Raw genomic sequence first — 17317 nt, forward strand, 5'->3', positions numbered from 1 at the left:
AGTCTCCTGTTCCGAGGGACGAAAGGTTATCGCTTCCGTGGTACCACCCATTTTCACCTGACACTTCACAGTGCCAAGCCTTGACGAGTAGAGACAGCTATGTCCTTACCCGTGGTCTCTAACGCAGACCTAACGATTTTCCCTAATAGGCTTGCACAGAAATGATCGTGGTGATCATTCTTCGGCTTCGCTTTTCAGGAAAACAGCTCCGAGGTGAGCTCGCATTTAAGGGATTAATGGTGAATGGTCTCAGCAAATCCATCCACTCTCTGAGCAAAGAGCCCTTAAACCTTCGTCCTCTTCATCGCAGATACACTATGAACGTTAAAAATGTTTAGACACATTATATGATTAGTTCACGCATAGAGTCAATACCCTTTTGCCACATGTTTCATCGCGATTCCTCAAAACACCTCATCACACTGCTGAATTACAGGGATAAAAGGTCTTTGGAAAACTTATTTTCCCGGATCATTTCTTTGCTTTTAAAATCCTTCCAAGGAATTATATTCCCAGCATTGCCGCAGATTGATTTTATAGGAACCGATCCGCCTTCCCCCTTCATATGATGTATAAAGTGCCTAAATACGCAGTGCAAGGAGGAGTGCGAGCGAATGATCCGATATAGAAGACCTCAACAGGATGATCCGATCATCATCCAACTTATCAAGAAGGAGCTTGTCCCTCATTCCAGCATGTCCAAACCGGATTTGGAGAAAACAATTCAGGATATTCCCAAGCGGCTTACGCGAGGCATAACTCTCGTCGCCTCACCTTATTATGAGGCTGATCCCATAGGCTTTATCCATTTCATGATCCATGGTGAGCTGCTGTACATCGATATGATGGCCGTTGCTTCCCAGCAGCAGCGCAAGCGCCACGGCAAAACCCTAATCGCGCATGCAGAAAACTTGGCAGGCTCCAGAGGCTGCACTCAAGCAAAAGTCATGGTGGACCAGGATAATGCCCGGGCCCACCTTTTCTACCAAAAGTCCGGTTATGATATGGTTCGGTATATTCCCGTATCGCGATGCTATGAATTGGAAAAAAAGCTTCTTATGCGACTCTAGGCCAGTTATGGCGCTTCTACCGGTAATAACCGTATGGATAGCCGTAGCCTCCGTATCCGCCATAGCCTCCATACCCGTAGCCATAACCATAAGGATACCCTCCGTAACCATAGCCGTAGCCGTATGGTCCCGTTCCAATTGCCAGCAGATCAAATAAAACAAGTGGAATAAGCGCCTTTGTTTTCACTTTTTTGCCTGGCTGCCGAACGATAAGACGATTTCCGCTTATTTTAACCAGCTTGCCCGTAACGATGGTGCCATCTTTCTTCACAGCAGTTATAGATTTGCCAAGCCATTTCTCGGCTTCTTTTTTCGTAACCGATTTGCTCACTTCAATCTTCCTCCCCGAATAAGAGATTTACTTTCAGATCCGAGACAAAACGACCCGCCAGTTCATCCTACAAAATATTCGCTTCGTCTTCATATCAGTGTATTCAAGAGGGAGTCCTTTCGCTTCCACCATCGCCTTGCCTATATAAAAAAGCGTGTTGAGAGCAAATAAAAACAGGCGCCCCAAAAGGGGCGCCTGTTAAGCGCTGATGCAACAATTATGCGTTGATTTTCTCTTTAGCTACGGCAGCCAAGGAGTTGAATGCGTTCAAATCGTTCACAGCAAGATCAGCCAGCATTTTACGGTTGATGTTCACCTCAGCCAGCTTCAAGCCATGCATCAATTTGCTGTAAGTCAGTCCGTTCAGACGAGCTGCAGCATTGATACGTACGATCCACAATCTGCGGAAATCGCGCTTTTTCGTGCGACGATCACGATATGCGTACAGCAGGGATTTCATTACCTGCTCGTTAGCTGTTTTGAAAATACGGTGTTTCGAGCCAAAGTAACCTTTAGCAAGCTTCAATACTTTTTTATGACGACGACGAACAACGAATCCGCCTTTTACTCTTGCCATATCAATAAACCTCCCAGAAATTTAAGTGAATTATTTCAGATTTGCAAGCTGCTGTTTCAAACGTCTAACATCCCCAGCATAAGCTACAGGGCTGTTCGCCAGAACGCGTTTGCGACGGTTGGACTTGTGGGACAGCAAGTGGTTGCGGTTCGCTTTGTAACGTCTTACTTTACCCGATCCTGTAATTTTAAAGCGGCCTTTCAGGCTGCTGTGGGTTTTCATTTTAGGCATTGTACTTCCCCCTCAAAGTTTGTGGGCACAGCTTAGCAGCAGCTCTGTATCAACGGAGCTCCATGCAAGCGGGCGCTTAGTTTTTCGGTGCCAAAATCATAATCATGCTGCGGCCTTCAAGCCTAGGAATCCGCTCGATCGAAGAAATTTCTGCAACCTCTTCTTTCACGCGATCCAGAATTTTCCTTCCGTTATCAGCATGAGCAATTTCACGGCCACGGAAACGCACCGAGCATTTCACTTTGTCGCCTTCTTTTAAAAATTTGATCACATTGCGCAGTTTAGTCTGGAAGTCATGCTCGTCAATGTTTGCACGAAACCATACTTCCTTAATGTCCACTGTCTTCTGATTCTTACGGGCTTCCTTCTCTTTCTTCTGCTGCTCGTAACGGAATTTGCCGTAATCCATGATTCGGCATACCGGCGGCTTAGCCGTCGGCGCCACGTTCACCAAATCCAGATTCAGATCGATGGCCATTTGCAGTGCCTCGCGGATCGGCTTGATGCCGATTTGTTCACCTTCAGCGCCTACCAAACGGACTTCCTTCGCCCGTATCTCATCATTGATCAAATGTTCCTTACTGATAATTCTACACCTCCACTTTAATCTTCGGTCGTTATGACCTGTTTTAAACTAAATAAGGGATGCAGGTGTCCACCTGCATCCCAAATTGATCATCAATTCATCATGAATAGATATATTCATAAATCATCGGATCAAAACCAGCCGACATCATCGGACAGGTGAGAAGACAGCGCCTCTGCTTACAATCCATATTCTTTGTTCCATGCTCAAATAATTTACCACATCGTCAAACAATAGTCAAGCATTAACCTTGCTTGCTCTGAACTTCCTCCAAGCGAACGACGCGCGTATGCTCGGTGTGGCTCCACTGCTTGTTGTTCTGCGTGAAGAACGCATAGAAAGTGATCGGCCACCAGGAAATCAAGTACAACGGGAACAAGACGAGGTACGCGTAAACCTTCTTTGACTTAACCTCCTCGAGTACCATTGCAGCCAGGAAAATAAACACATTGGCCGCAATCGCAACGAACGATATCCATAACGGCAAATATCCGTACAACGTGGCGATATTCGGGCCGTTAAAGAAGGACTGGTCGATCCAGATCAAGGCGGTGAGCAAGAACGTAATGAGCACGATATATACGTTCGCTCCATAGAGTGCCATATCCAGCTTTACCATGCTCCGCTCTTTGATACTCTGCCAAAGAAGCGGGAAGAAATAGCGTCGAGCTACCGTAAAATGTCCTTGCATCCAGCGCAGACGCTGGCGAGCGGACGCTTTGAATGTGAGCGGCTTCTCGTCGAACAGCTTCGCGTCATAGTTGAACACAGGATGGATTCCCTTCTCGACGCAGCGCATCGTGAACTCGAGATCCTCTACCAGGCTTGTTGCACCCCAGCCAATCTCCTTCAGCAGTTCGGTCTCAAAGCACATGCCCGTACCGCCAAGGAAGTTAGCCAGGCCTAAATTATGCCTTGAGAGCTGCCATAGACGGTTGCAGTACCAGTACGAAATACCGTAAGCCGCAGTAATCCAGGAATCCTCCGGATTCTTCGTATCGATGTACCCTTGAATCACGCGGGCGCCAGAGCATAAATCGTTGTTCATTTCGTTCAGAAAATCCGGATGTGCCAAATTATCGGCGTCAAACATGACGACCGCATCATATTGGCGCGGCATTTTCCAAAGCTGCTTCAGCATCCATTCGATGGCATAGCCCTTGCCTCGCAAATTCTCATTCGTGCGAATGCAAGCGGTCATGCCATGGCTGCGAACGATGTCTACCGTTCTGTCGGTACAGTTGTCGCAAATGACAAATACGTCATAAAGCTCTTTCGGGTAATTCAGCTGCTTCAAATTTTCCATCAAGGCTCCGACTACAGTCTCCTCGTTATGCGCTGCTACCAGCACCGCAAATGACTTCGTCGGCGGGAATTGAACTTTTTTCTTTTTCTTGTACATCCCGAACAAAGCCAAGCCAAATTGATAGATCCCAACTACGGCCAGTACGATTTGCAACGATATCAAAATGGTGTCCATCATGATTTCGTATACCCCCTTTAACCCCTTTTAAATTTACGATTCTTTTTTTTCTCTAAGTGGGCTTTTGTTTCTCTAAGTCATGACCCTGCGTATTCATCGTTCCTGGAAAAAATTAAATCTTCTGCAGCGCATAAAGATTTTCCATGACTTTGCAGCATTTGTCAAAGTCCATCTTGTGCCATCCTTCCCCAAATATAAGCGAAGTCGCGCTATAATCGCATACGACGCCACCGCTACCTGCGGAGGGTGCGGTTATTTCTTATTTTCATCAATTTTGGCGTTTTTTATTTCATCTGCACCTCATGAATTGAGCGTAAGCAGCTTATATACACGGCCTTTGTAAACATAAACGAATAATAAAGCATAAAAGTTTACTAAATTGCTCATTTTATTTTAAACTTTTTTGCTATGATTTGAATCATTGTATAAGGTGGATAGGCGCAAAGTCAAAATTAGGGTAATAACTTCAAACAAAAAATAAGGCCTCTGTCCTTGAAATGATCACGGATTAAAAATATGATAAGTCTAACCTGAAAATGCCTTGCTGCATTTGACGGATTGGATCTATAGCAGTTTCTTGGCCGTTCTCGCGGGCAACTATAGCGGAGGGATTATATGACTCGATTATTGCAAATATTAAAACGGTTCGACCAAAAGCTTTTTGTAGGGATTAACGGCCGCCTGCACGGCAGCTTTCTAAATTTCTGGCTCTATTACCTGACTCACCTGGGAGGAGCCACATTTACGATCTGCTCTTCGCTGCTAGTATGGATCTTGGCACCGAAGCCCTGGAGCATTGTAGGTCTTCAGTCCTGTGTAGCGCTTGCTGCCAGCCATATTCCCGTAGCGCTTGTCAAGAAGACCTACCCGCGGGTTCGTCCATATTTAACCCTCCCGGGTACAAAAACGTTCCGTAATCCGCTGACGGATCATTCTTTTCCATCAGGCCATACAACAGCGATCTTCTCCGTCACGATGCCGTTCATGCTGCTCGAACCAGGGCTTTCGTTAATATTCGGACCGATCGCGTTGTTGGTTGGCATTTCTAGAATATATCTCGGCTTGCACTATCCTTCAGACGTCCTGGCAGGCGCCGCAGTTGGCACCTTAACGGCCTTTGGCACAGTTGCATTATGGCCATAAAGGGGATATTGTTAAGTCGAGGAAAAACCTTCTGAGAAAAGGTGAATCGAAAGTGTCTAAACAAAGAGTCTTGCTTTTATCTGAGGGATTTGGAGCCGGTCATACCCAGGCAGCCTATGCGCTTTCCAGCAGTCTACGCAAGCTAGCACCTCACATTCAGACGAAGGTACTCGAGCTTGGTAGCTTTCTGAACCCTAGAATGGCTCCACTGATCATTACGGCATACAAAAAAACGGTATCAACGCAGCCCCGTCTTGTACGAATGATGTACCGCAGCAATTATAAGAGATCCTTGAACCGATTGACGACGGCGGCGCTCCATCGGATATTTTACACACGTGCCACTCAGATTATCCGCCAGCTCCATCCCGATGTCATTGTATGCACCCATCCGATTCCTAGCGCTGTTATTTCGCGTATGAAGCGCCTAGGTCTAAATGTCCCCCTCTGTACCGTCATTACAGATTATGACGCGCACGGAACATGGGTCAGTCGGGAAGTGAACTGTTATCTGGTCTCTACGGAGCAGGTCAAAGTAAAGCTGCTCGAACGGGATGTGGATGAGAGCAAAATCCGAATAACCGGCATTCCCGTTCATCCGAACTTCTGGGAAAGACATAGCAAAGAAGAAATTCGCCGTCAATTCGCCCTCAAGGATATGCCTACAGTCCTAGTCATGGGCGGCGGCTGGGGATTTATGAAGGATGAGTCGGTCAATTCATTACTCGCTCTGCATAGCGACAAAATCCAGGTCATTTTCTGCTTCGGAAGCAATCAGAAATCGCTGGAAAAGATGAAAAAAGACCCCCGATTCATTCATCCAAATATTCGGCTTCTCGGCTTCACTCGGGAAATTGATAAATTAATGGAAGTATCCGACCTGCTGATTACGAAACCCGGAGGCATGACCTGTACAGAAGGATTAGCCAAAGGAATACCAATGCTATTCCATAAGCCTCTCCCGGGCCAGGAGGAGGAGAACTCCCAATATTTCGAATCACAGGGCTGGGGAACCTTGATGAACTCGCTCGACGATATCAAGCAATGGATTTATCGCCTGACGGATCACTACGATGAGGTGGCCCTTGCTAGAGAGAAGGTGCTTGAGCAAATCGCCAAATATCATCCGATGCAGAGCGCCCAAGTGATCATGGACTTGCTGGACGAAAGCAAAGTGCCCTCTTGAGGAAGAAAAATTTAAACTATCGACGACGAAGCGTACTCGCTATCAAGCGCGGGACAGCCTTCTTCGCTCAAGCCAAACAGGCCGCCGATGATTCGGTGGCCTGTTATCATTAGGATATGCGCAAGGCGCATTAGAACTGCTCCATTTTATGCTCATGATAGCGCGACAAAGCCGCTTCTCCAACCATCACCTCGCAGCGGTGAATGTTCACTCCCTGATTCACGAATTTAGTCTCGTATTCTGTCATTACATGCTCTTCATTGATGCCCCCCTGATGGAGATCCAGCGAGATGTTACTCATCTGCAGCCCGCAAGCCGCAAATGCGTTCAAAGAGAACTGGAACAGCTCTCTAGAATCTGTCTTGAAGTGGATCTCTCCGTTCTCGTTGAGCAAGGAGCGGTATTTCTCCAAAAATCTCGGATGGGTCAGCCTGCGGCGACCATGCTTCTTCTTCGGCCACGGATCGCTGAAATTCAAATAAATCCGCTCGACCTCATTCGGCGCAAAAAACTCCTCGATTGACTCGATATTTCCCAGCGCCAGCCTTACGCTTTGCGGCTCCTCCTGACCCTGCTCCTGCCAGATCCCGCGCACCTTCTCGCTCGCTCTGCGAATCAACTCATCATACATATCCATGCCTATAAAATTAACATCCGGGTATTTCACACTCATTCCGCTTATAAACTGTCCTTTACCCATTCCCAGCTCAATATGAATCGGACGGTCGTTGCCAAAAACCTCAGACCAGCGTCCCTTGTATTCCCGTGGTTCCAAGACAACGAGATGTTGCTGCTGCTCCAGGTTTTCCCGAATTCCTTTTCTGCCGCGTAACCGCATGTCATTCCTCCGCTTTCTATATTCCATGATTGTGGCTCATGCCACAAAGTTTTCTGATACTGCAATTATTGTGCCGAAGATCGTCCCTCTTGTAAAGGGGAGAACAATGAAAAAGGAATCTTGCGGCCGCCGGGGAGACGGTTTACGCAGATTCCTTTTTCGATATATTTGGAATTGGGGTCCAAACCTAATTTGTAATACATTCAAAATAACATAATCTGTAATCTATCGCAAGAAAGTAGCCGGGTGCTGTTCCCATTTTTCCACATATTTTGATACAATAAAGCAATGGCAATCCCCAGTTAATGCGGCTTAACGGGAATTGCTTCAAGCAGTAAACTTTTGTGACAATATCAAATTATTACGACAATATAAAGGAGTTCTGATGAATATAGAACTAAATTCTCTACCCAAGCTATGGGGAGATAAACGTTTCCATACCTGGAATACCGAGATGCGCGAACAGTTTGGCGAAAAAGTATTCAAAGTGATGCTGGATGCAGGCTTCACTTGTCCAAACCGTGACGGCTCCATTGCCAAAGGCGGGTGCACATTCTGCAGTTCCCGCGGATCCGGTGATTTTGCGGGAAGCAGACGCGACGATCTTGTGACTCAATTCAACAAAATTCGCGACAGACAGCATTTAAAATGGCCCCAAGCAAAATACATCGGTTATTTCCAAGCCTATACGAACACGTATGCCCCTATCGAGGAGCTGAGGGAATACTACGAAGCCATTCTGGAGCAGCCTGGCGTCGTCGGCTTGTCGATCGCTACGCGTCCGGATTGCCTGCCTGACGATGTTGTGGACTATTTGGCCGAGCTCAATGAAAGGACTTACCTTTGGGTTGAGATGGGGCTGCAGACTATTCACGAATCTACTTCTCAGCTCATTAACCGAGCCCATGATACGCAGTGTTACCTGGATGCGGTCGAGAAGCTCCGGGCGCGCAATATTCGCGTATGTACGCATATCATTTACGGGCTGCCGCAGGAAAGCCATGAAATGATGCTGGAGACCGGCCGAGCCGTTGCGGCGATGGATGTACAGGGAATCAAAATTCACCTGCTGCATTTGATGCGTAAAACGCCGATGGTCAAGCAATACGAGGCGGGGCTACTTCGTTTTCTTGAGAAGGACGAGTACGTGAAGCTCATCGTCGATACACTTGAATTTCTACCGCCGGAGATGATCGTGCACCGTCTCACCGGCGATGCGCCAAGAGAGCTTCTGATCGGCCCGATGTGGAGCTTGAAAAAATGGGAGGTGCTCAACTCGATCGACAGCGAGCTGAGACAAAGAGACACCTGGCAAGGAAAATACTGGAGGGGATAAGATGGGCTTCATGTCTGTACTGAGCTTCGCCCATAAACTGATCGGAGAACGGCTGCAGCCTGGCGAGCCCGCAATCGACGCTACGGCGGGTACCGGCCAGGATACCCTCTTCCTCGCTCGTACTTGCGGCCGCCGCGGGCAGGTGTATGCCTTCGATATCCAGTCTGAAGCGCTTGCTCTTACTCGGCAGCGGCTGGATCGAGAGCCTGAAGCCCGGCTGGCTGAGGTTACGCTGCTGGAGCGAAGCCATTCAGAGATGGAAGAGGCGCTGCCAAGAGAACTTCGCGGAACAATAGGCGCGATCATGTTCAACCTCGGTTATCTTCCTGCCGAGGGGGCTGATGCCAACGTTATTACGCTGACGGACAGCACGCTGGCCGCGCTTGAATCCAGCCTCAGGCTGCTTAGGCCAAAGGGAATTGTTACCACCGTGCTCTACCCGGGACATGCGGGAGGCGACGCAGAGGCAAGCGCTGTGGAGAGTTGGGCGGCTTCTCTTCCGCCTTCCTCCGGGCAAACGATCGTATATCGGCAAATCCAGAAGCCGGCCGCACCTTATTTGATTGCTATCGAAAAAAAGTAAAAAAATACGATAAGGGGAGTTTAATATATGACGGTTCGAAAAATTGAACATATCGGCATCCGCGTCTCCGCGCTGGAGGATTCCATCGAATTTTATGAGCGGGTGATCGGACTTAAGCTGCTGCATATTCTCGGCGAAGTAGACGACGAGCTGCGCCTTGCCTTCCTCGCCTTCCCAGGTCAGGACAACGTTGAAATCGAATTGATCTCTCTCCGAGGCGGCGCAGAGCTGCCAAGCGAAGGTCGCGTGCATCATATCGCCTTTACGGTCAGCCGCATTGAAGAGGAATATAAGCGAATCGCCGGACTTGGCCTATCAGGCTTGGATCCTGAGATTCGCTCGATCTCAAACGGCAGCCGTCTCTTTTTCTTTAATGGGCCGGATGGAGAACGAATCGAATTCCTAGAGCCTGCGCATTTAGCGTAAAATAACGTCCCGAAATGAGGTGAATCCGTTGCTGGAGCAAACTTTTACTTTCACCAACGATGCGCAAAACGAAGTGTTCGTCTATGTGTGGTATCCAGAAGGAAAGAGTGCCAGTGGTTTGCTGCAGGGCGTACTGCAAATTGCCCACGGCATGGCAGAGACAGCTAAACGCTATGCGCGCCTAGCCGAAGTGCTTACCGCGCGGGGCTGGATCGTCTTCGCGGGAGACCATAGAGGACATGGCAAAACGGCGGGAACCGACGCTGAGCTGGGCTGTATCGGGAAAGACGGCTTTGGCGGAATGGTGCGGGATATGAGTGCGCTTAGCCGGATTATCCGGGATCGCCACCCCGATTTGCCCTTATTTTTGCTAGGTCACAGCATGGGATCCTTCCTGACGCAAAAAATAATGTACACCGCGCCGGAACCTTATTCCGGCTTCATTCTTTCCGGAACCAACGGGCCGCGCGGGTTGCTGACTTTCGGCGAGAAGCTGGCCAGGCTGCAGTGTCTCGTGCAAGGTGAGCGCCACCCCAGCTTAATGCTGAACGGACTTGTTTTCGGAACCTACAACAAACGTTTTCTCCCGCCCCGCACACCATTTGACTGGCTCTCCAGAGATGAAGCGGAAGTGGATAAATACGTAGAAGATCCGCATTGCGGATTTCTGTGCAGCGCCGGATTTTTCCAAGGCTTCTTCTCATTGCTGCAGGAAATCCATCGTCCGAAGCGGATGAGAAAAATCCCGAAGGACAAGCCGATCTATATTTTCAGCGGTGACGAAGATCCCGTAGGCTTGCAGGGCGACGGTGTAAGGAAGCTTGCTGCGCTGTACAATCTGCTGCTGATCAGGGACGTTGAGTTGAAGCTCTATTCTGGAGGCCGTCATGAAATGCTGAACGAGACGAACCGGGATGAGGTAACTCGCGATCTCGTCGACTGGCTGGAGCGCCACGTATCGACCGGCTAGTGCACACGCGTGGCGAATGCCTGAGGGACATAAGCGATTGTCGGGTGTGACACGGGGCGAATGCTGGGAAGAGCGCGAGCGAATGCCTGAGGGACATGAGCGATTGTCGGGTGTGACACGGGGCGAATGCTGGAGATATGCGTGTGATTATATAAAGCGACAGGCTGGTGCACTGCCGGGGACTGGGCGAGCAATTGCGTTGAGCCACTTGCGGCGAATGCCGGGAAGAGCGCGAGCGAATGCCTGAGGGACATGAGCGACAGGCTCATGCGCTGCATAATTCAAAGAACCGCCCAAAAAAACATGGGCGGTTCTTTGTGCTTATTTTTTAACACATACTCAACACTCTGCTTGGATCTAGGTGTATTTCTGCAACTAGAACATTGCTTTTAGCCCTTCTTCGCCTTTTCACCGCAATCTAACTGCATGAATCCATCTAGTTGGTACATTCAACGATCAAGCGCACCTTTTAAATGCATCAAATACATTAGATCGCATTAAATCCATCTAATATCATTTCATTTAATGTTTGTATAATTCAAAATCTATTTATTATCCGCTTAATGTTATTCACTGTTTAAACCTTCGCAAGCGGCCACGAACAAAACAGTGGCTTCTCGTCCTCCGTCTGCTGATACAGTACGACCAGCAGGCTTGGCTCCATGCTCTCCGCAGAGATCTCCTTGCCCCCTAGTACATCCTCCAGCCGGAACGGAAGTTCCTCTAGAACGGCGAACTTCTGCAATTCGCGCTCGCTCAAATTTCGCCCGGTGAGCTGGGACGGACGGCCTTCCCGCAGTATAGCAACCTGCTCATGCCGACCATCAAGCCGCTCAGTAATCTGCTCAGACGAACCCTCGGCTCGCCCGGGGACCTGAGGCAGGCGGCCCTCCTGCTGTGCGGCAAACTGCCCAGGCTGACCCTCCAACTGCTCGGCCAGCACACTCAAATACCTTCCACGAGCATCCTTCCCGATACGATCTTCCCACCAGATTTTGCGCGGCTTGTACTTATGTCCGAGGAAGTAATCGAGCTTCATGAGCCCCAGGACGACATCCGGCGTTCTCAGCTCGCGCTGGCCAAGAAACTCGTGCAGACGGAGAAACAAATCCTCAAGCTGGTGGCCGATGCGCTGCCACCCCTGCTCCTCCCAAAAATCCCCGAATTCCTGAAAGAAATCGAACGGGGAGTCGAATTCTGCCTTCATCAGATAATTTAGCGTATGATCCATCCGGTGCGCATTCCAGTATTTCTCTAGCACGTCCTCCAGCCGCTTCAATCGAACGATGTCAGCAAAGGACAGCACATCATTGCTGAGCATTTCGTAAGGAGCGTGCTCCATATATTTATAGTTGTATTTTGCCGCGTCGTTGCGAAGACCGGTGCCGCGCAACATTTTCAAAAAGCCGAGCTGCAGTTCCTCCGGCCCCAGCGCGAACACATCATTAAATGTCTTGCGGAACGTGGCATAATCCTCAAGCGGGAGTCCAGCAATCAAATCCAGATGCTGAGCGATTTTGCCGCTTTCCTTAATCTTGGTCACGGTGCGCGTCAGCTTCGTAAAATTCTGTCGGCGCTTCACCAGCTCATTTGTCGGATCATTCGTTGATTGCACACCGATTTCGAACCGAAAGATGCCCGGAGGAGCATTCTCAGCCAGATAATCAAGTACCTCGGGGCGCATAATGTCCGCGGTAATTTCAAACTGGAAAATGCAGCCGCGATGGTTCTCGATCAGGAATTCGAACATTTCCATCGCATAGCTGCGGTTGATATTAAAGGTTCGGTCAAGGAATTTAATGATCTTGGCCCCATTATCGATCAGATACAGCAAGTCCGACTTTACCCTCTCAATATCGTAGTACCGCACACCGACCTCGATGCTGGACAAGCAAAATTGACAGCTGAACGGACAGCCGCGGCTTGTCTCGAAATAAATGATGCGCTTGCTGAGATCCGGAAGATCCTCGGGAAAACGATGCGGAGAAGGCAGCGTGTTCAGATCGGACTTAGGCCGTCCCGGATTGACGATCACCTCGTCGCCTTTGCGATATGCGGTTCCGAACACATAATGGAACTTGCGATCCCCGGACAGCTCCTGCAGCAGATGGTGGAATGTCTCTTCTCCATCTCCCATGACGATGAAATCCACGCTCTTGACGCGCTCCATCCAGTACTGCGAATCATAGGATACTTCCGGCCCGCCGAGGACGATGGTCGTCTCCGGCAGCACTTTTTTCAAAATATCAATAACGCGAATCGTCTCTTCAATGTTCCAAATATAGCAGGAGAACCCGATCACATCGGGCCTGCGCTGAAACAAGTCGGACACGATGTTCATCGTTGGGTCTTTAATCGTATACTCGGCGAGCTCGATATCAAACTCATTTCCGCTGTAAGCCTTTAGCAGGCGGATCGCCAGCGAGGTGTGGATATATTTTGCATTTAATGTAGTTAAAATAACCTTCATGATTTCACAGTCCTATTCCATATTTTGAAAAAAGTCGAGAAACGCCTGTCCGTATTTACGGTACTTCACTTCCCCGACTCCTTTAATGTTCAGCATATCCGCTTCGCTCGTCGGGCAAACAACACTCATTTCGCGAAGAGTAGCATCGTTAAAAATAATGTAGGACGGCACGCGCTCCTTCTCGGCCAAATCCCGGCGGATGAGGCGAAGCTGCTCGAATACCGTCTCATTGACGGCTGACGGATCATCGTCGTAAGCCCCTCTGCGGCGACGGCTGCCTCCCGCAGTCTGGGCCGCTGCCGGCTCAGGTTCGCGCATCATCACCTGATGCTGCCCCTTCAGTACATCGACCGCCAGAGGCTGCAGCCGGACGACCGGATATTGTCCCTCGGAAAGGGCGAGATACCCTTCGGCTATAAATACATTGATCAGTTCGGAAATCTCCTTCTCGGTACGCTTTGGCATCATGCCATACGTGGGCAAGCTATCGAAGCCGTATTGGAGCACCTTTTTGTTGCGGGAGCCCTTGAGCACCGAAGCAACCATCGTGACGCCGAAGCGCTCCCTCATCCGATGAATGCAGGAGAACACGATCTGGGCATCCCGGGTCATGTCCGCCAGCTCGCGCTCATCGGTGCAGGAGCTGCAAATGCCGCAAGGCTTGCGGTCATGCTTCTCCCCGAAGTAGTCGAGCATGCCCCAGCGCAGGCAACTGGTCGAATAGCAGTATTCGATCATCTGCTGCAGCTTGCGGTACTCATTGCGTTTGCGCCCATCATCCTGCGGGTTCTGCTCGATCAGGAATTTCTGCGTCATAATGTCCTGCGGGCTGAACAGCAAAATGCACTCGCTAGCCTCCCCGTCCCGTCCGGCGCGGCCGGCCTCCTGTACATAAGCTTCCATATTCTTCGGCATATTAAAGTGAATGACGTAACGGACGTTGGATTTGTCGATCCCCATGCCAAAAGCATTCGTCGCGACCATGACGCGGATATCGTCATAAAGAAACGCCTCCTGGCTTGAATCCCGCTCATTGTCGGACAGTCCCGCGTGGTATCGTCCAGCCGGAATGCCGCTCTGACGAAGCCGCTCGTACAGATCGTCGACCTCCTTGCGGGTCGCCGCGTAGACAATCCCCGGCTGGTGGCCGTGCGTTTTCGCGTAATTCAGCACGAAATCGCGCTTGTTCTCGCCGCGCAGCACGGACATCGCCAAATTGTCGCGACCAAGTCCGGTGACGAACACTTCCGGTTCACGCAGCTGGAGGAGCCGGGTCATATCGTCCATGACCTCCGGCGTCGCCGTCGCCGTAAATGCCGCCACGATCGGCCGATCTGGCAGCCCGTTCACGAACGGGGCCACTGCGAGGTAGCTCGTGCGGAAATCATGACCCCACTGCGACACGCAGTGGGCTTCGTCAACGGCGACACAGGAAATCGTCAAGCTGCCCATTTCCTCGCGGAACCAGTCGAGCTCCAGCCGCTCCGGCGCGACGTACAGCAGCTTCAATTCGCCTCTTCTCGCCGCCCGGATGCGCTCGTTCACCTCTTTGCCAGACAGCGTGCTATTGATATAAGCCGCAGATACCCCGGCTGTTGTGAGCGCGTCTACCTGATCTTTCATGAGCGAGATGAGCGGCGACACAACGAGCGTAAGACCGGGCAGCATAAGCGCGGGAATCTGGTAGCAGATGGACTTTCCGCCGCCCGTCGGCATAATGCCGAGCGTGTCGGCGCCAGTCAAGACACTCTCGACGATTTTTCGCTGGCCTTCCCGGAAATCAGGGTAACCGTAATATTTTTGCAAATAAGATTTGGCTTGTTCCATTAAAGTGGATTGCTTGGATTGCATATTCATTAGAAAATAAGCTCCTTACTTATAACCATCGTTTATTGCATACGTTCCTTATCCAGTTTACCGGGAGTGGGCGCGTTGGGCAAACGGTTTTACATTTTGCAGCGGTTTTCGAGGAAGCCGAACGTTTTTGACACCTTTTCAGCCCCTGCATGGTGGTTGTCCTATCAGCGTGGTATATTGGATTTGTACATTTTATAAGGATGGAGCTAAATCAATCATGAAGGAATCGCCAAGATCCCCTAATCAACATAAAAATAACAACAGGGCGTCAAAAAGCAAGCATTCTGCTGGCGGATATGCAAAGTCTGGAGCGACCCGAAGCGCGAGTCAGCAGGAGCTACGCGGTGCCAAGTCCCCCAAATCCCTACGGACAAGGCCGGATGCTTCGCATAATGCCAAGCAGCAGACCCGCATCTCCGGGCGTGAGCATGCCGAGGAGCTGCGTATCGACGATCAAATCGTCGTTACGATCAAACGGCTCGGCATTAATGGCGAGGGCGTCGGATATTACCGCCGCAAGGCGGTTTTTATCACAGGAGCGCTGCCGGATGAAATTGTTCATGCTAAGGTAACCCGAATCGAGAACAAGTTCATTGGCGCAGAGATCGTGAAAATCGAGAAGCTGTCGCCCCAGCGGGTCGATGCGCCATGTCCGGTGTTTGGCATATGCGGCGGCTGCCAAATTCAGCATATCTCTTATCCCGGCCAGTTGAAGAGCAAGGAGGAGATCGTGCGCGAAGCGTTCTCTCGTTATGCCGGCATGCAAGAGCTTCGCATGAAACCGATTCTCGGCATGGAACACCCTTGGGGCTACCGCAATAAGGCCCAGCTGCAGCTCGGCTTGCAGGAGGAAGGCGTCATTGCCGGACTTTATGCTGCGAATTCGCATAAGCTAATCGATATTACGGGCTGTCCGATCCAGCATCCGAAGGTGAATGAGGCGGTCGACAAGACGAGAAATGTCTTGCAGCGGCTGAATATTCCGGTCTATGAAGAGAAAAGCAATCAGGGGCTCGTTCGCACGATCGTCGTACGCTGGGGCTTCCAGTCTGGGCAGCTGCAAGTAACGCTAGTAGCAGCGAATGACCGCATTCCGCGGCTGGGTCTACTGATTAAGGAGCTAAGGCTGGCCATGCCGGAGCTGACCAGCATCGCTCTGAACGTCAATCCGAAGAACACCTCGCTCGTGTTCGGCAACAAGACGACGGTACTCTGGGGCGCGGATAGCATCGAGGAAGCGCTAGGCGATCTGGAGTTTACCCTCTCCCCTCGCGCCTTCTTCCAACTAAATCCGCTACAGACAGTCAAGCTGTATGAATCGGTGCGCACTGCGGCTGCCCTCACGGGCAAGGAAGTCGTCGTCGACGCTTACTGCGGTACGGGTACGATCGGGCTATGGCTCGCCCCTTACGCCAGCGAGGTGCGCGGCATAGAGTCGATCCCCGAAGCGGTGGAGGACGCCAGGGCAAACGCGGCCCGCAACGACCGCGGCAATGCCTCCTTCCACGAGGGGAGCGCCGAAGAGCTGCTTCCCCGCTGGGTGAAGTCCGGCTTCAAGCCCGACGTCATCATCGCCGACCCGCCGCGAACCGGGCTTGATCCCCGCTTCATTGACGCGGTGCTGCGGACAAAGCCGAAGCGCTTCGTGTACGTGTCTTGCAATCCTTCAACCTTGGCGAAGGACTGCAAGGAGTTGCTGGACGGCGGCTACTCGCTCGAATGGGTGCAGCCGGTGGACATGTTCCCGCAGACAAGTCATGTGGAAGTGGTAATATTGATGGTGAGAAGAGAGAAGTGACAGATTCGCTGAATTAAGAACTGGACAGACGGGCAACACATGTGGAGTCGATAAGTTACTGTTTTTGCACTTGCTTACGCTTTGGGTACGCCATTGCTTATGGCTCTTACCGCACGCATGGAGCGGAGAAAGCTGCTGCTTTATTCGTTGGGAATATTCGTCGTTGGAAACGCAATTACCTTTGCTTTTTCAAGCTTTGGATTTTTAATCGGATCTCGGGTTATCTTGGCACTCAGTACGGGGGGATTCTTCGTAACTGCCTTGACCGTAGCCACTAAGCTGGCTCCGCCTGATAAACAGGGCAGCGCCATCGCAACACTTCTTATGGGATTTAGTACCTCGCTGATTATCGGGGTTCCTCTTGGACGGGTGATTGCTGCTTCCTACGATTGGAAAATCATATTTGGCGGTTCTCGCAGCTCCGCTCACTCC

Annotated in this window: 16 protein-coding genes and 1 pseudogene; 9 read left to right on the top strand and 8 right to left on the bottom strand. The window is 50.5% G+C overall.

Annotated features, from left to right (window positions below):
• Window positions 1-614: 614 nt before the first annotated feature.
• A complete protein-coding gene (locus tag CZ379_RS22375; RefSeq protein WP_110933640.1) occupies window positions 615-1070 on the top strand; it encodes a GNAT family N-acetyltransferase in 456 nt (151 codons plus the stop codon).
• 16 nt (window positions 1071-1086) lie between these two features.
• Here CZ379_RS22375 and CZ379_RS22380 read toward each other — a convergent pair whose 3' ends face one another.
• The 5 genes from CZ379_RS22380 to CZ379_RS22400 form a co-directional block, all read right to left on the bottom strand.
• The gene (locus CZ379_RS22380; protein ID WP_110933641.1) at window positions 1087-1401 is read right to left on the bottom strand and encodes a hypothetical protein; all 315 of its coding nucleotides are present in this window, start codon (window positions 1399-1401) and stop codon (window positions 1087-1089) included.
• Between the two features lie 217 nt (window positions 1402-1618).
• A complete protein-coding gene (gene rplT, locus CZ379_RS22385; RefSeq protein ID WP_055109039.1) occupies window positions 1619-1978 on the bottom strand; it encodes a 50S ribosomal protein L20 in 360 nt (119 codons plus the stop codon).
• A gap of 30 nt (window positions 1979-2008) precedes the next feature.
• The gene (rpmI, locus tag CZ379_RS22390; RefSeq protein WP_019639356.1) at window positions 2009-2209 is read right to left on the bottom strand and encodes a 50S ribosomal protein L35; all 201 of its coding nucleotides are present in this window, start codon (window positions 2207-2209) and stop codon (window positions 2009-2011) included.
• A gap of 76 nt (window positions 2210-2285) precedes the next feature.
• Window positions 2286-2780 (bottom strand): translation initiation factor IF-3, encoded by a 495-nt coding sequence (gene infC, locus CZ379_RS22395; RefSeq protein ID WP_110933642.1) that lies wholly within the window; start codon window positions 2778-2780, stop codon window positions 2286-2288.
• A 259-nt stretch (window positions 2781-3039) separates the two neighbouring features.
• Entirely contained in the window at window positions 3040-4278 is a 1239-nt protein-coding gene (locus CZ379_RS22400; RefSeq protein WP_110933643.1) for a glycosyltransferase family 2 protein, read from the bottom strand.
• Between the two features lie 615 nt (window positions 4279-4893).
• Here CZ379_RS22400 and CZ379_RS22405 point away from each other — a divergent pair.
• Both CZ379_RS22405 and CZ379_RS22410 read left to right on the top strand, forming a co-directional pair.
• The gene (locus CZ379_RS22405; protein WP_110933644.1) at window positions 4894-5421 is read left to right on the top strand and encodes a phosphatase PAP2 family protein; all 528 of its coding nucleotides are present in this window, start codon (window positions 4894-4896) and stop codon (window positions 5419-5421) included.
• 52 nt (window positions 5422-5473) lie between these two features.
• Entirely contained in the window at window positions 5474-6607 is a 1134-nt protein-coding gene (locus CZ379_RS22410; RefSeq protein ID WP_110933645.1) for an MGDG synthase family glycosyltransferase, read from the top strand.
• A 130-nt stretch (window positions 6608-6737) separates the two neighbouring features.
• On the opposite strand, the gene trmB is transcribed toward CZ379_RS22410, so the two are convergent.
• Entirely contained in the window at window positions 6738-7445 is a 708-nt protein-coding gene (gene trmB / locus CZ379_RS22415; protein ID WP_110933646.1) for a tRNA (guanosine(46)-N7)-methyltransferase TrmB, read from the bottom strand.
• 385 nt (window positions 7446-7830) lie between these two features.
• Here trmB and CZ379_RS22420 point away from each other — a divergent pair, with 385 nt between their 5' ends.
• Genes CZ379_RS22420 through CZ379_RS22435 form a run of 4 tightly spaced genes read left to right on the top strand, consistent with a single transcriptional unit; the run spans window position 7831 to window position 10760 of the window.
• Window positions 7831-8781: a tRNA modification radical SAM protein MnmL/YtqA gene (locus tag CZ379_RS22420; RefSeq protein WP_110933647.1), complete on the top strand. Its 951-nt coding sequence runs from the start codon at window positions 7831-7833 to the stop codon at window positions 8779-8781.
• A 1-nt stretch (window position 8782) separates the two neighbouring features.
• Window positions 8783-9364 carry a tRNA 5-(aminomethyl)-2-thiouridylate-methyltransferase MnmM gene (locus tag CZ379_RS22425; protein ID WP_110933648.1) on the top strand — a complete coding sequence of 194 codons (582 nt, stop codon included), beginning with the start codon at window positions 8783-8785 and terminating at the stop codon, window positions 9362-9364.
• Between the two features lie 27 nt (window positions 9365-9391).
• Window positions 9392-9790, top strand: a complete 399-nt coding sequence (locus CZ379_RS22430) for a VOC family protein (protein ID WP_110933649.1) — start codon at window positions 9392-9394, stop codon at window positions 9788-9790.
• A 28-nt stretch (window positions 9791-9818) separates the two neighbouring features.
• Window positions 9819-10760, top strand: a complete 942-nt coding sequence (locus CZ379_RS22435; RefSeq protein ID WP_110933650.1) for an alpha/beta hydrolase — start codon at window positions 9819-9821, stop codon at window positions 10758-10760.
• A 577-nt stretch (window positions 10761-11337) separates the two neighbouring features.
• On the opposite strand, the gene CZ379_RS22440 is transcribed toward CZ379_RS22435, so the two are convergent.
• Both CZ379_RS22440 and recQ read right to left on the bottom strand, forming a co-directional pair.
• Window positions 11338-13230 carry a B12-binding domain-containing radical SAM protein gene (locus CZ379_RS22440; protein ID WP_110933651.1) on the bottom strand — a complete coding sequence of 631 codons (1893 nt, stop codon included), beginning with the start codon at window positions 13228-13230 and terminating at the stop codon, window positions 11338-11340.
• 12 nt (window positions 13231-13242) lie between these two features.
• On the bottom strand, window positions 13243-15087 hold the full coding sequence (gene recQ / locus CZ379_RS22445) for a DNA helicase RecQ (RefSeq protein ID WP_110933652.1): 1845 nt from the start codon (window positions 15085-15087) through the stop codon (window positions 13243-13245).
• Window positions 15088-15304: 217 nt separating this feature from the next.
• On the opposite strand from recQ, the gene rlmD reads away from it, so the two are divergent.
• Both rlmD and CZ379_RS22455 read left to right on the top strand, forming a co-directional pair.
• Entirely contained in the window at window positions 15305-16885 is a 1581-nt protein-coding gene (gene rlmD, locus CZ379_RS22450; protein ID WP_110933653.1) for a 23S rRNA (uracil(1939)-C(5))-methyltransferase RlmD, read from the top strand.
• 54 nt (window positions 16886-16939) lie between these two features.
• A pseudogene (locus CZ379_RS22455) lies at window positions 16940-17296 on the top strand (MFS transporter); the annotation flags it as partial.
• Window positions 17297-17317 lie beyond the last annotated feature (21 nt).

Origin of the sequence: Paenibacillus bouchesdurhonensis, assembly GCF_900155685.1 — a bacterium.
GTDB classification, from domain to species: Bacteria; Bacillota; Bacilli; order Paenibacillales; family Paenibacillaceae; genus Fontibacillus; species Fontibacillus bouchesdurhonensis.